General features: G+C 66.8%; 12 protein-coding genes and 2 riboswitches. Of the genes, 2 read left to right on the plus strand and 10 right to left on the minus strand.

Annotation, left to right across the window (positions count from 1 at the left end; translation table 11 throughout):
* Positions 1 to 182 precede the first annotated feature (182 nt).
* Positions 183 to 1,223: a Bug family tripartite tricarboxylate transporter substrate binding protein gene (locus BRAGE_RS0122245; protein ID WP_027558973.1), complete on the plus strand. Its 1,041-nt coding sequence runs from the start codon at positions 183 to 185 to the stop codon at positions 1,221 to 1,223.
* A gap of 24 nt (positions 1,224 to 1,247) precedes the next feature.
* Here BRAGE_RS0122245 and BRAGE_RS0122250 read toward each other — a convergent pair whose 3' ends face one another.
* Complete coding sequence (locus tag BRAGE_RS0122250; RefSeq protein WP_027558972.1) at positions 1,248 to 2,678, minus strand: PepSY-associated TM helix domain-containing protein; 1,431 nt, start codon at positions 2,676 to 2,678, stop codon at positions 1,248 to 1,250.
* Positions 2,679 to 2,690: 12 nt separating this feature from the next.
* Positions 2,691 to 5,048, minus strand: coding sequence for a TonB-dependent receptor (locus BRAGE_RS55960; RefSeq protein WP_027558971.1), 2,358 nt, complete (start codon positions 5,046 to 5,048; stop codon positions 2,691 to 2,693).
* A 116-nt stretch (positions 5,049 to 5,164) separates the two neighbouring features.
* A riboswitch (cobalamin riboswitch) is annotated at positions 5,165 to 5,366 on the minus strand.
* A 72-nt stretch (positions 5,367 to 5,438) separates the two neighbouring features.
* Between BRAGE_RS55960 and BRAGE_RS0122260 the strand changes: the two genes are divergently transcribed.
* A complete protein-coding gene (locus BRAGE_RS0122260; protein ID WP_027558970.1) occupies positions 5,439 to 6,011 on the plus strand; it encodes a histidine phosphatase family protein in 573 nt (190 codons plus the stop codon).
* A gap of 74 nt (positions 6,012 to 6,085) precedes the next feature.
* Here BRAGE_RS0122260 and cobT read toward each other — a convergent pair whose 3' ends face one another.
* The 8 genes from cobT to BRAGE_RS0122300 all read right to left on the minus strand — a co-directional run bounded on the left by cobT (position 6,086) and on the right by BRAGE_RS0122300 (position 13,290).
* Positions 6,086 to 7,144, minus strand: a complete 1,059-nt coding sequence (gene cobT, locus BRAGE_RS0122265; protein WP_027558969.1) for a nicotinate-nucleotide--dimethylbenzimidazole phosphoribosyltransferase — start codon at positions 7,142 to 7,144, stop codon at positions 6,086 to 6,088.
* A gap of 10 nt (positions 7,145 to 7,154) precedes the next feature.
* Complete coding sequence (cobF, locus tag BRAGE_RS0122270; RefSeq protein ID WP_027558968.1) at positions 7,155 to 7,904, minus strand: precorrin-6A synthase (deacetylating); 750 nt, start codon at positions 7,902 to 7,904, stop codon at positions 7,155 to 7,157.
* A gap of 42 nt (positions 7,905 to 7,946) precedes the next feature.
* The gene (locus tag BRAGE_RS0122275; RefSeq protein ID WP_027558967.1) at positions 7,947 to 8,624 is read right to left on the minus strand and encodes an energy-coupling factor ABC transporter permease; all 678 of its coding nucleotides are present in this window, start codon (positions 8,622 to 8,624) and stop codon (positions 7,947 to 7,949) included.
* Positions 8,625 to 8,661: 37 nt separating this feature from the next.
* Positions 8,662 to 8,881, minus strand: a riboswitch (cobalamin riboswitch).
* Positions 8,882 to 8,926: 45 nt separating this feature from the next.
* Positions 8,927 to 9,658, minus strand: coding sequence for a uroporphyrinogen-III C-methyltransferase (gene cobA, locus BRAGE_RS0122280; protein WP_027558966.1), 732 nt, complete (start codon positions 9,656 to 9,658; stop codon positions 8,927 to 8,929).
* Positions 9,655 to 10,965, minus strand: a complete 1,311-nt coding sequence (locus BRAGE_RS0122285) for a cobyrinate a,c-diamide synthase (protein ID WP_027558965.1) — start codon at positions 10,963 to 10,965, stop codon at positions 9,655 to 9,657. The genes cobA and BRAGE_RS0122285 overlap by 4 nt, the downstream gene beginning before the upstream one ends.
* Entirely contained in the window at positions 10,965 to 11,747 is a 783-nt protein-coding gene (gene cobM, locus BRAGE_RS0122290; RefSeq protein ID WP_027558964.1) for a precorrin-4 C(11)-methyltransferase, read from the minus strand. Before cobM ends, BRAGE_RS0122285 begins: the two co-directional genes overlap by 1 nt.
* Complete coding sequence (locus tag BRAGE_RS0122295; protein WP_027558963.1) at positions 11,744 to 12,112, minus strand: cobalamin biosynthesis protein; 369 nt, start codon at positions 12,110 to 12,112, stop codon at positions 11,744 to 11,746. The genes cobM and BRAGE_RS0122295 overlap by 4 nt, the downstream gene beginning before the upstream one ends.
* Entirely contained in the window at positions 12,109 to 13,290 is a 1,182-nt protein-coding gene (locus BRAGE_RS0122300; protein ID WP_027558962.1) for a bifunctional cobalt-precorrin-7 (C(5))-methyltransferase/cobalt-precorrin-6B (C(15))-methyltransferase, read from the minus strand. Before BRAGE_RS0122300 ends, BRAGE_RS0122295 begins: the two co-directional genes overlap by 4 nt.
* Position 13,291 lies beyond the last annotated feature (1 nt).

Consider the following 13,291-nt stretch of genomic DNA (forward strand, 5'->3'; position numbering starts at 1 on the left):
GTCGCGCCCGCTGCAGAATGAGACGGGTTGGTAAGTTTTGAGACGAGCCGGCATGACGGTCGCATTCGCGAGCTAACTACGATCCAGGCGCAGAAAATCGCGGCCTGGCGTTCATCCCCGACGAATCCTTCCGGGCGATCCCAGGGCTCGCAGAACAAGACAGTCGGGAGATTGAGTCCGAGATGGCATGGTTCGGTCGCAGCAAGATCACGAACACAGCTCAGCAGCGGAGCGAGGGATTTCATCCTGACCGGAGATCACTGCTCTCGTTCGGCGCAGGCGCAGCTCTCGCCGCGGCCGGACTGCGTCCCGCACAAGCGCAAGACTACCCCGCGCGGCCGATCCAGGTGCTCGTGCCCTTTGCCGGCGGCAGCGCCAGCGATGTCATCACGCGCATCCTGCTCAACCGCATGTCCACCTCGCTCGGACAAGCCTTTGTGGTCGACAACCGCCCCGGCGCCGGCGGCAATATCGGCACCGCGGCCGCGGCACATGCGGCCGCTGATGGCTACACGCTGCTGATGAGCACCTCCGGCCCGCTGGCTGCGAACAAGTCGCTCTACAAGGAGCTTCCTTACGACCCGCAGAAGGATCTCGCCCCGATCGGTCTGTTCGCGACGATGCCGAATGTCATCGTGATCAATTCGAGGCTGCCGCCGAAATCGCTGCGTGAACTGATCGACTACGCCAAGGCGCATCCGCGCGAGCTGAACTACGGGACGGTCGGTGTCGGCTCGTCGCAGCATCTGTCGGCGGCCTATTTCGAGCAGCTCACCGGCACCGAGATCACCCACGTTCCCTACCGCAACATCGCCGCGTACACGCCGGACTTCATCGCAGGGCAAGTCCCGCTCGGCTTCCAGCTCCTGCCCAACGTCCTCGGCCTGATCAAGAGCGGCGATGCGCGCCCGCTCGCGGTTGCCAGCGACAAGCGCATGACCGCGCTGCCGGATGTGCCGACCGCGGCCGAGGCTGGCCTGAAGGATTACGAGAGCGCCGCCTGGCTCGCGCTGCTCGCGCCGGCGAATACCGACAAGGCCATCGTCGGCAAGCTCTATAAAGCGATGGTCGAAGCCGTGAACGATCCGAAGGTGCGCGCCCTCTTCGTCGAGCAGGGCGCCGAGCCGCTGGTGATGGACCCCCAAGGCCTGACCAATTTCATGACCGCCGAGACCACGAAATGGGCCGGCATCATCAAGAAGATCGGCATCGAGCCGATGTGAGGGTCAGACCAGGCTCATCCGCGTTCAAGCCGTGAAGGTCGACCGCAGACGGCGCCAGCCGATGACGATGCCGGTCACGGAGAATACGAGCCCGAGCGCGCAGAGCCCGACAATCAGGATGTCGCGCAGACGCGGATGCGCCATCAGGACCGGAAAATCGAGCGTGTGCAGCGCGCTGTAGAACCAGCGATAGGCCCGCCGCGAGGCATCCAGCCTTTGCAGCACGCTGCCGTCGGCGCCGTCGATATCGAACCAGACCTCGCCGCATCGGGCGCGGTAGACGGGCGCTCCGGGAACGACGGACTGCGCGGGATAGTCGTCAGGCTCAGCGAGAACGGACGGCATGCCGCAGTTCGCGGCAAGGCGCGCTGTCAATTCCTGAATGTCGCGGACACTCAAGACACCTGCTTGTTCAGCACGAGACGTATCCCCTGCCCTGACCAACGTCTGGGACCCCAGAGCAGGCCGGTCGCGCCGATAGAGATTGCCGCCGAACGCGAACCATTCGACTTCGCGGACCGGTGACGCTGACCGCAGCTGGTCGCGCGATGAAGCCGTCCAGTCCGGCGCGGCAGCCGCCACACGCGCTTCGGCCGGCGTCAACTGCCCGCGCGAGAACAGCCGGCCGTGATCCATGGACAGCCAGCCGCTGAAAATCCAGGTCAGCACGAACAGCGTTGCTGCGAGGCCGATGAGGTGATGCAGGGCGTGCCAGCCCCGATACGGCGTCGAGATCGCCCGTCCTCGCATCCTGATCCGCACGATCCCGAGCACCGCACCGAGCAAGGCCGCGATCGAGGCCAGCAGCGACAGCGTCCAGACCACGCGGTCCCACAGCGCCCAATTGCGCCTCAGCACCGTCGGATAAATCCAGTGCAAGACGCTGCCGACCCAATTCCAGCCACGCTCGCTTCGGGTCGTGTCGAGGACGACTTCGCCGGTGCGTGACGAGATATAGATCTCCGTCCCGGCGGCATCGCCGAGGGCCATGCGAAACAAGGGCCGATGGCGGTCAAAGCCGTTTGGAACGCTCCATTGGTCATAGTCCGCGCGTGCGAGGATCGCGGCCGGCGCGGGATCAAGCCCTCGCCGCACGGCGTGCGCCCGCGCAATGGCCAGTGCAATGTCGGCCGACGTCACACTTGCGTCCCGTCCATCGGAGGCGTGGACCGCGCCGAGCTGCGATCGCCCTGACACGATGTAGACCGGCCCATCGCCCCGCTGGATCAGCCGCGCGCGCGTCGCATCCGGTAGCTTGCTTGCCGTCACCGCTTCGGCGACCGTGATCCTCACCTCCGCACGATCGACCGGTGCCAATCCGGCAAACCGCTCCGCTTCCGTCAGTGACGGAAACGGAACGAAGTGCATCACGATCCCGCTCGCGAACCACATCGCGAACAGCAGGCAGGACGCGACCCCGAGCCAGCGATGCAGCAGGACGATCGCGCTCATCATGTGGTCAGCGCCCTACCATTTGAACGCGGCCGAGAGCTCATAGGTGCGCGGCGCGCCCAGGAGGATCTGGTCGGGATAGAACGGATCGCCCCAGATCGCATAGCGCTTGTCGGCGATGTTGCGTACGCGGAAGGTCAGGCGGGCCTGGTCGACCGCATTGAACACCGTCTTCGGGATGTCGACGAAGGCGTAGACGTCGGCGACGGTATAGGCCTTCATCGTCACGACATTGGCGTCGGTGTTGTAGCGGTCGCCGACGTGACGGCCGGTGATGCCGAGCTCCACTGGCCAGGGCGTGAAGAACCGGTACGACGCGCCGGCATTGGCGACGATGCGCGGCACGTTCGGCGGCGTGTTGCCGGAGAACGACCCCCCGGCAAAATTGTAGTCGGCATAGCGCGCATCGACATAGGCAATATTGCCCCACAGACGCAGCGGCTCGATCGGGCGCACCGCGGCTGCAAGCTCGACGCCCTTCGATTCCTGCCGTCCCGCAATGTTGAGCGTCTGGCCGCCGGCTGCCGCATAGACGTTCTTGCGCAGGATGTCGTAGGCCGAGAATGACCACTCCGCCCTGTTGTCCCAGAACAGGTGCTTGACGCCGGTCTCGTAGGTGCGCGCGGTCGTCAGATCCAGATTCTGGGTCGGACCAAGCAGGAAGATGTTGTTGGCGGAGACATCGGCGCCGGTGGCGTACTGGCTGAAGAAGGTCAGGCCGGGTACGGCCTCCCATGTGTAGCCGATGCGGCCTGTCGTCGGGACCCAGTCCTTGGTGAACGGGAAACCTGCCTTCACCAGGCCGTTGACGTCGGTCGAGTTGCGATCGAGTCCAATGTGCTCGACGCGGAGGCCGCCGACCAGCGCAAAGCTGCGCGTCAGCTTCAGCCGGTCCTCGAATGACAGCGCCTCGTTGTCGATGCGCGCGGTCTGCTGCTGGATCGTGAGCAGGCCGTAATAGCCGCGGGCGGGATCGACCAGCGAAACCGAGTCGCCCGGAAAGTTCGCAGCACCAGGCCTGACAAAATCCAGATAGCTTGACGACAGTGTCGTGACCAGGCGGTTATCGAAGCCAGCGATGTTCGTGTCCCAGATCAGATCGGTGATGTTGCCGACCAAACGCTGGCTGTGCGCGACGTAAAAGCGCTCGCGATTGACGAGGTTCGAGACGGAGTTGAATGCCTCGACCTCATTGTTGAACCAGGTGCGCTCGGCGCCGTAGCCATAGGCCTGGCTCCTCAGTGTCAGGTCGGGCGCGAGCTTCAGCTCGAAACCTCCGCGCAGCCACACTTCCTGGGCGACGTTGCGATTGTCGAGGACGTTGTAGTTGGTGTTGAAGGTGCGGTCGTCGATGGTGACCGCGCCGAGATTGGTTCCGTTGTAGTTGGAGACGTAATTGCCCGAGACGATGCCGCTCGTTGCGTGCGAGCCGCTGAAGGCGATCGGCACCAGCGGCGCGCCCCAATAGGCCTTGCCGCGGTCTTCGCGATACTCGATCGCGCCCCAGACCTTGAGGCTGTCGGAGATGCGATAGTTGAGCTGGCCCGACACATCGAACGTTTTGGTGTTGGTATCGTCGGCAAAGCCGTTGAGCGAAGAGCGGCTGATATCGAAGCGGTAGTCGAGCCCCTGCACGTTGGTGCTGCCGCCCGAGCCGTAGTGGACGCCGAACGAGTTGAGCGAATCCCAAAAGAAGTCAGCCTCATTCCGGATCGGCCCGGTGTGCGGCAGCTTCGTGACCAGGTTGATTGCGCCACCTGCGGCACCTTCGCCGGACATCAGCGAGGCCGGCCCTTTCAAAAATTCCACGGCTGCGAGATTGGCCGTATCAGTGATCCGCGAGGTCATGTTCTGCGGACCGATCTTGATGCCGTTGTAGAGCATGTTGATCTGGCTGTTGGTGAAGCCACGCATGGAGAACGCCGCGGGCTCGGCCGGATTGTCGCCGGAGGTGACACCGACGGCGCCCTGGGCCACCTCCGACACGGTGCGATAGCCCTGCTCCTGCATTGTTTTCGCCGAGATGACCTCGACGGTCGCGGGCGTCTCCTGCACGGTCAGGCCGAGTCGCGAAGCGCTCTCGGCCACCACATTGGTGTTGAGTGGCGTCTGCGCTGCTGCGGCCGGCACGGCGGGCTTGGCCGCCGCCGATGCGGCCGCCGGCCTGCGCGCTGTTGCGCGGCGTGGGCTCTGCGCGTCCCGGCCGGCCGGCTTGGCCTGCTTGCGGGATTGGGCGGGGGAGACTTCAACGGGCGGCAGGGGTTCGCGGGCCTGCTGCGCCAGCGCGGCAGGCACATCCGCGGCCGCAAGCGACGTGAGCGCGGCGGAGGCGAGCAGGAAACGACGCGGTCGTACAATATGGATGGAAGACACGGTCCTGGACCTCGGTGTGACGTCAGTGGCACGTCACCGCGAACCAAGGTCCCATCATCAGGCTTTCAGCCGTACGATGAAGCCGAATGTCTGTACTCCCCGACCGACATCTTCGCGTGTGACCACGGCTGACGGCAGGTCTCCTGGCTCGCGGGTCGTGACCACTTCGTCGCCTTCCCGGGACCGAGGACCCAGTGGCTTCTGACGAAGGATTCACCGCTTACAGTTGCGGGGGCAGCTACGGCATTGGGGACAAGGTCCCCGCACCGCATTCCCTTTTCATCCCCTCTCGGGGAAACCGTCAGAGGCATCTAGGATTACGACCAAGACAGAGTCAATGTGCAAGCTGCGGCGTTATTGCCACAGCGCCCAATTTCCTTGGAGATGAGCATGGAAGGCGAGACCTTCCTCTGGCTGATACGGCATGCGCCCGTCGACGGCGTCAAAGGCACGATCCATGCGGCCGACGCGCCGGCCGATCTCCGCGATCGCGCGCAACTCGAGGCGCTGCGGCAGCGCCTGCCGCGGGATGCTGCGAGCTATGCCAGCCCGGCGCGGCGCACGGTCGAGACCGCGCGGGCGCTGGGGCTGGAGCCGACGCTGGTGAGCGAATTCACCGAGCAGGATTTTGGCGACTGGACCGGCCATCGGCATGACGAGCTCGCAGCGACCGGCGGCGAGGCCTATGCGAAGTTCTGGAGCGATCCAGCGCGTGGAAAGCCGCCGGGCGGCGAGAGCTTTGAGGATCAGGTCGCGCGCGTCCGGCTCGGCCTGTCACGGATTGGCTCGGGCCCAGCCGCGCTCGTCGTCCATTCCGGCACCATCCGCGCCGCGCTCTGCATCGCGCTCGCCCTCACGCCTCAGGCAGCCTTGCGCTTCGTCATCGATCCGCTGTCGCTGACCCGGATCGACCGGCTCACGACCGGCTGGCGCGTCGTCTCCGTCAACCAGCGGATCAGCTAAAGCATGATCCGGAAAAGTGCGCAGCGGTTTTCCGAAAAGATCATGCTGAAACAACAACCTAAAGCGCGATGATCTCATCGCGCTTTAGGCCGATCCGGCACATTGGCCTGCGCGAACGTCGCCATGCCGTTGTGGAGCGCGCAGGCCGACCGCACCAGTGGCAGCGCGATGGCGGCGCCTGATCCCTCGCCGAGCCGGAGATCGAGGCTGATCAGCGGCTGCACGTTCAATGCACGCAGCACCAGCCGATGCCCCTGCTCCGCCGACTGATGCGACGGCAACAGGAACGGCTGGCATGACGGGTTGAGCCGCGCTGCCGCAAGTGCGGCGACTGATACGATGAAGCCGTCGATCAATACGGGAATGCGGCGCTGCGCAGCCGCGATGATCGCGCCTGAGATCGCCGCGATCTCGAGGCCGCCGACGGCGCACAGGATTTTTTCGGGCGCTGCGCCCGCAACGCCATGGCGTGCGATCGCGGCGTCAATCACGCGCGCCTTGTGCGCGCGGCCGGCGGCATCGATACCGGTGCCGCTGCCCGCGATCTCGTCGGCGCCGACGCCGAGCAGGCTCGCGGCGATCGCCGCGGACGCAGTGGTGTTGCCGATGCCCATCTCGCCGAAGATCAGGAGATCGGGGTTGGTGGCCTCCGCGCGTGCCACCGCGCGCTGGCCGGTTTCGAATGCGAAGGCCAGCTCGGCAGGCGTGAGCGCAGCCTCGGTGCTGAAATCGCGCGTGCCGCTGCGCGGCTTGTCGGTGACGACGCCCGCCATCTCCTCCTGCGCCAGCGTGCCCGCGTCGACCACTTCCAGGGTCGAACCCAGTTCACGCGCCAGCACCGAGATCGCCGCGCCGCCGGAGGCAAAATTCGCCATCATCGCGATGGTCACGGCTTGCGGATAGGCCGACACGCCCTGCGCGACGATGCCGTGATCGCCGGCAAAAACGATGACGGGCACGCGGGCGGCGCGCGGCTGCTCAGTCGCTTGCAGGCCCGCAAGCTCGATCGCGAGCTGCTCGAGCCGACCGAGCGCGCCGGTCGGTTTCGTCAGTTGCGCCTGACGCGCAATCGCCGCTTCGCGATGGGCCGCGGAGATCTCGGGGCACTTTTGGTAGACACATTCGGGTAACATGCTGCCTCGCTTAACGCCCGCGCTTGAGAATGTAGCTGTCCATGATCCAGCCATGCCGCTCGCGCGCTTCCTGCCGCGCGGCGACGATGCGCGGACCAACCTCGGCCAGCGCGCCTGAGTGGATGATCTGATCTTGCATGCCGAGATAGGCGCCCCAATAGATGTGAAGCCCCGCCGGATCGAGCGACTGGAACGCGGTGCCGCCGTCGAGCATCACCACCACGGTATCGACGCCTTGTGGCCAGCCGCCTTCGCGCAGGCGGCGTCCCGTGGTCACAAGGAAAGGCTCGCCGATCTCGTTGAGCGGCAATGCATGCGCCGCGCACAGCGCCTGGATCGAGGTGATGCCCGGTACGACCTCGATCTTGGGCAAGGGCTTGAGCCGGCGCGCGATGCGCAGCGAGGAATCGTAGAGCGAGGGATCGCCCCAGATCAGCAGCGCAATCTTGCCCTCACCGCCAAGATGATCTGCGATCGTCTGCGACCACGTCGCGGCGACCGCATCATGCCAATCGTGCACGCCCTTGCGGTAATCGGCTTCATCCGCATCGCGCACGGGAAGATCGAACTCGGCAATGCGCGTCCTGTCGCTCGTGAGCACATCGGCGCAGATCGTGCGCCTGAGATCGGCGAGATCGGACTTTGCGGTGCCCTTGCGCGGGATCAGGATGAGATCGGCGGCGTTGATGGCAGTGATCGCAGCGCGCGTGAGCTGATCGGGATCGCCGCAACCGATGCCTATCAGGGAGAGCGTGAGCATCGCGAGCGCGAGGGGCGGCCATGACGGCCGCCCCTTGATCTCTTAGGCCGCGTTGTGCAGGCGCGGAGTGACGAGGCCGGGCGCGGTGACACCGCGCAGCGACTTCGCCAGCGCCAGCACGGCGAGATCGGCGAGCGGCTCGATCACGATGACGAGCGCATAGGAGGCCGCGAAGGTCGCGATGTTGGCGAGGTTGCTCATCGCAAAGCCGGAGCCATAGAGCGCCCAGAACGCCACCCAGGCGATCACGCCGGCCTGGTAGGTCGTCGAGAGCGCCAGCGCCTGGCGATACCTGAGGTCGACATAGGCGGTGTTGCGCGAGATGATCCGTGCGGCGATCGCCTGGATCCCGAACAGCGGCACCAGCAGCGTGGTGACGTTCATGCCGTATTGCGGCAGGTCGGCGGGCTCGAAGAACACGCCCTGGAGCAAGAGGCCGAACGCAAGGCCAAGAGCCGCCGGCGCCGCACCGAACAGCAGGAACAAGGTCGAGCCAAGGATGAAGTGCACCTCGGAGACGCCGACCGGGAAGTGCGGCAGGATCTCGAAGAAGGTGAAGACGAGCGCGGTGGTCGCGAGGGTGCGCACGGCGAGCGAGCCGATGCCCTGCTCGCGCACGGTCTCGACCGCGAGCTTCAAGGCAACGCCGCCTGCGGCGATGCCGGTTGCGTAACTCAATACAAGCTTGGCGCCCGTCACGACGCCGGGTTCGATATGCATGGTTCAGTTCCTTCCTGCCGTCACACCCGACGGCCTTGGCCTCAAAACATGCACGGCCGGTCTCCTGGCTCGCGGTTCACTGGGGTTCTCCGGCCTTCCCGGACCTTGCGGCCCAGTGGCTGATCGGAGCCCCTCACCGCTTACAGTCGCGGGGGCGGCTGGGGTTTTGGGCGCCGCAACTGGGTCCGCCCATCCCCATTCCCGATTATGCTCCGGCGCTTTGCGCCGCGTTGAGCACCATGCCTCTCCTGTGTGCCCCTTTCGCCAGCCGGGCGTCAAGGGCGGAAGGGCGGCCCGGGCCATCATGACGGATAATCCCCCGCCAGCGCGCCGAACAGGATGACGGCGGCGGTCGACGCCGCCCCGCCCCGCGCAAGCTGCTCGGCAAGCTCGGCAATCGTGGTGCGGACCAGCCGCTCGTCGGCGCGCCCGAGGGATTCGGCGAACAGCGCGGGGGTATTAGGGGCGAGGCCCTGCGCGATCAATTTTGCGGCAAGATCCGGAAAGGTGCGGCGGCCCATATAGACCACGGTCGTCGCTTCGGGGTCGGCCAGCGCCGCCCAGTTCAGGTTCTGCGGCAGCTCGCCGGTGACGTCGGCCCCGGTGACGAACTGCACCCGGCGCGAGGTATGGCGCCGGGTCAGGGGAATGCCGGCTTGCGCGGCGGCGACGCAGGCCGAGGTGACGCCGGGAACGATCTCATAACCGATACCGGCCTCACGCAGCGTCTCGAGCTCCTCCTCCAGCCGGCCGAAGATCCCGGCATCGCCGGACTTCAGCCGCACCACGCGCGCGCCGGTTGCGGCGTAGTCGACCAGCAAGCGGTTGACGTGGTGCTGCCTGGTCGAGGGCCGCCCTGCCCGTTTCCCCACCGCAACGAGATTGGCGCCGGGCCGCGCCAGGTCGAGGATCGCGCCGGAGGCAAGATCGTCATAGAGCACGACGTCGGCCTCGCGCAGCCGCGCGGCGCCCTTCACGGTCAGGAGCTCGGGATCGCCCGGGCCGGCGGAGACGAAGGAGACAAAACCGCTCACCGGTCCTCCGCGATCAGATGAAAGAACGTGCCGGTCGCCTGTCCCCGCCGCGAGCCGGTCTCGGCAATGACTGCGCCGGTCGCATCATGCACGACCGCCAAAGGCGTGTCAGGCTGCGCAAGGATGGTCGAATAGTGGAATTCGTGGCCGCGAAGCCGGGCGCCCGCCTGATGTCCCGGCATCGGTGCTGCGAGCGCGGCGAGACGATAGCCGAGATGCATGCGGCGCTTGGCAAAGCTCGTCTCGAGGCCAAGCAGGCCCGTCATCTCGTGGCGGACGCCTTCGGCGTCGGTCAAAGCGGTGCCCAGCACCATATAGCCCCCGCATTCGCCGTGCACCGGCCGCGTCTCGGCGAAGGCGCGCAGGCCGCTGCGAAAGCGTGCATTGGCGGCGATCTTGCCGGCATGGAGCTCGGGATAGCCGCCGGGCAGCCAGCAGACGTCCGCACTGGCATCGGGACCTTCATCGGCAAGCGGCGAAAATGTCGAGATCTCCGCGCCCGCCGCGCGCCAGGCTTCCAGCATGTGCGGATAGACGAACGAGAACGCCGCATCGCGCGCCAGTGCAATGCGCTGCCCGGGCGGCGTCACATTGAGGCCGTTCGACGCAGCTTGCGGCGACCAGCTCGCTGCCGCTCGCAGCACCGCATCGAGATCGACATGCTCGGCGACGAAGCGCGCGGCCTCGTCGATCAGCTTGCCGATCTCGGCCTGCTCCTCAGCCTGCACCAGGCCGAGATGCCGCTTCGGCAGCGAGATCTCGGCATGGCGCGGCAGCGCGCCGAATACGGCGATGTCCGCGTCGTTGAGCGCGCGCCGCACGAGGTCCTCGTGGCGCGGGCTGGCGACACGATTGAGCACGACACCGGCAAGGCGCACGCCGGCGCGGTAGTCGCGAAGACCGGCTGCGATCGCAGCCGCGGTCTGCGCCTGCCCGGAGGGATCGATCACCAGCACCACGGGCCAGCCCAGCATCTCCGCGATATCGGCAGTCGCGCCAGTGCCGGAGACCCCGCGCGCGGCGACGCCGTCGAACAGGCCCATCGAGCCCTCCGCGAGCACGACATCCGCGTCCGCGCCGCGGCTGACGAGATGGGCGATCGCCGCGCGGTCCATCGCCCAGCTGTCGACATTGACCGAGGCGCGACCCGTCGCGGCGGCATGAAAGGCGGGATCGATGTAGTCGGGCCCGCTCTTGAAGCACTGCACGTTCAATCCGCGCTGGCGCCAGGCGCGCGCGAGCGCCAGCGTCAGCGTGGTCTTGCCGACACCGGAGGCCGGCGCAGAGATGACGAGGCCTGCGGCCATCACGACGCCTCCGGAAAGCGCGGCTCGGCGCCGACGGGACGATAGCGGCGATCGTAATCGACGGCGTAAAGACGGCTCTCGTCGAAATCCGCAGCGCCGAGCGTCTTGCCGACGAGGATCAGCGCCGTGCGCTCCATCTCGCCACCGACGGCGGCATCGAGGGTTGCGAGCGTCGCACGCACGATGCGTTGATCCGGCCAGCTTGCGCGCCAGACGATCGCGACCGGGCAATCTCCGCCGTAGTGCGGCGAGAGCTCGGCGACGACCTTGTCGAGCAGATGGATCGACAGATGGATCGCAAGCACAGCACCGGTCGCCGCGAATGCGGCAAGGTTCTCGCCTTCGGGCATCGCGCTGGCGCGGCCCGGCGTGCGCGTCAGCACCACGCTCTGCGCAAGGCCGGGCAGCGTCAGCTCGGCTTCCAGCGCGGCGGCGGCGGCCGAGAACGACGGCACACCCGGCGTGACCGTGTAGGGAATGCCGAGTGTGCGCAGGCGGCGGAGCTGCTCGCCCATCGCCGACCAGATCGACAGATCGCCGGAATGCAGCCGTGCGACGTCCTTGCCCTCGGCATCCGCGGCGGCGATCTCCGCGATGATCTCGTCGAGCGACAGTGGCGCGGTGTTGACGATGCGTGCACCGGACGGGCAATGCGCCAAAACGCCTTCCGGCACCAGCGAGCCGGCATAGAGGCAGACCGGACAGGCCGCGATCAAATCGCGGCCGCGCAACGTCAGCAAGTCAGGCGCCCCGGGCCCTGCGCCGATGAAATGCACGGTCATGCGCCATCTCCTTCGGCGATCGCGGCCGTCGCAGTGCGATCCTGCGAGACCACGCGCGTCGCAATCAGACGCGCGCGAGGGCCCGCGGCCGCAAGCGCTGCCGCCTCGGCGACCGAGCCGGTTCCGAATTTTTCCGCGACGAGTTTTGACTGCGTCGGCGTGTCGACATTCGCGAGCACATCCGACGGAACGGCCTTGATCGGCACGCCGCATTCGCGCGCGAGCTGCTTTAGCGCCTCCGCATCGGCCTTGTCGCTGACGGTCGCGACCGCCGCAAGACCTTCAGTGCCGCCAGCGGCCAGCAACGCCTCGCGCAGCGAAGCCAGCGTGACATCCTTTTTGAATCCGAGTCCGGCGACTTTCATCGCACCGCACTCCACTGCACAACCGCCCGGGCTGCCTCCCACGAGCGATAGCGGCCGAGCGGAGCGGCATGCGCTATCTCGACCCGCATCAGCTCGCCGCCATGGCGCTGATGCAGCTCGCCGAGCAGCGCTTCCGTCTCCAGCGTGACCGAATGTGCGACGAGCCGCGCGCCTGGCAAGAGACGGGACCAGACGGCATCGAACATCGCGGGATCGAGACCGCCGCCGATGAAGACGGCATCCGGCGGGTCTTGGCCAGCAAGAGCTTCAGGTGCCCTTCCCGTGACGACGGTGATCCGATGCGCCAATCCGAACGCCGCCGCATTGGTGCGAATGTTCGCGGCGCGATCCTCGCGCGCCTCGATCGCAATCGCCGTCCCGCCGCACAGCGCCCACTCCACCGAGATCGAGCCCGAGCCGGCGCCGATGTCCCACAGCCGCTCGCCCGGACGCGACGCCAGCGCCGAGAGCGCGAGCGCGCGCACCGGCCGCTTGGTGATCTGTCCGTCATGGACGAAGAGATCGTCTGAGAGGCCGGAGCTGCGGGGAATGCCTTGCCCGCCCCTCGCCTCAACAGCGACTGCGACCAAGTTGCCAGCGACATCGCCCGCAAAGCTGTCGGCGCGATGTTCAGCAATGCTTTCGCGCGGCCCACCGAGCGCGGCGAGCATCCAGAAGCCCGACGCGCCCCATCCGCGCTCGCTGAGCCATTTCGCGAGATCACCCGCCGCCCTCCTGTCGCGCACGAGGCAAATGATGCGCGCACCATTCGCTAGATGCGGAATGAGACGTTCGAACGGCGCTGCGTGGAGGCCGAGACAGGCAACGGCCTCGAGACGCCAGCCCAGCCGCGCAGCGGCGAGCGAGAAGGTCGACGGCGCCGAATGCGCGATCCACTCGTTGGCATCGAGCTTTTCGGCAAGACTTGCGCCGGCGCCATGCCAGAACGGATCGCCGGAGGCGAGCACCACCGTCGGCCGGCCGCGGCAGTTCAGCACGACATCCGCATCGAACGGCACCGGCCAGGGGCGGCCGCGGTGACCAACGTCTGCAAGCGCGAGATGACGCTCGCCGCCAAAAACAGTTTCCGCCTTGGCAAGCGCCTTTCGGCTTGCCTCGGGCAGCCCGGCAAGGCCATCTTCACCGATACCGATGATGGTCAGCCAGGGATCAGCCAAG

It is taken from the genome of Bradyrhizobium genosp. SA-4 str. CB756 (assembly GCF_000473125.1).
Taxonomy (GTDB): domain Bacteria; phylum Pseudomonadota; class Alphaproteobacteria; order Rhizobiales; family Xanthobacteraceae; genus Bradyrhizobium; species Bradyrhizobium arachidis.

What these genes read in the sequence shown, in the direction of transcription:
- BRAGE_RS0122245 (WP_027558973.1), top strand. Translation starts at nt 183, where the DNA reads ATGGCATGGTTCGGTCGCAGCAAGATCACGAACACAGCTCAGCAGCGG.
- BRAGE_RS0122250 (WP_027558972.1), bottom strand. Translation starts at nt 2,678, where the DNA reads ATGATGAGCGCGATCGTCCTGCTGCATCGCTGGCTCGGGGTCGCGTCC.
- BRAGE_RS0122260 (WP_027558970.1), top strand. Translation starts at nt 5,439, where the DNA reads ATGGAAGGCGAGACCTTCCTCTGGCTGATACGGCATGCGCCCGTCGAC.
- cobT (WP_027558969.1), bottom strand. Translation starts at nt 7,144, where the DNA reads ATGTTACCCGAATGTGTCTACCAAAAGTGCCCCGAGATCTCCGCGGCC.
- cobF (WP_027558968.1), bottom strand. Translation starts at nt 7,904, where the DNA reads ATGCTCACGCTCTCCCTGATAGGCATCGGTTGCGGCGATCCCGATCAG.
- BRAGE_RS0122275 (WP_027558967.1), bottom strand. Translation starts at nt 8,624, where the DNA reads ATGCATATCGAACCCGGCGTCGTGACGGGCGCCAAGCTTGTATTGAGT.
- BRAGE_RS0122285 (WP_027558965.1), bottom strand. Translation starts at nt 10,965, where the DNA reads ATGGCCGCAGGCCTCGTCATCTCTGCGCCGGCCTCCGGTGTCGGCAAG.
- cobM (WP_027558964.1), bottom strand. Translation starts at nt 11,747, where the DNA reads ATGACCGTGCATTTCATCGGCGCAGGGCCCGGGGCGCCTGACTTGCTG.
- BRAGE_RS0122295 (WP_027558963.1), bottom strand. Translation starts at nt 12,112, where the DNA reads ATGAAAGTCGCCGGACTCGGATTCAAAAAGGATGTCACGCTGGCTTCG.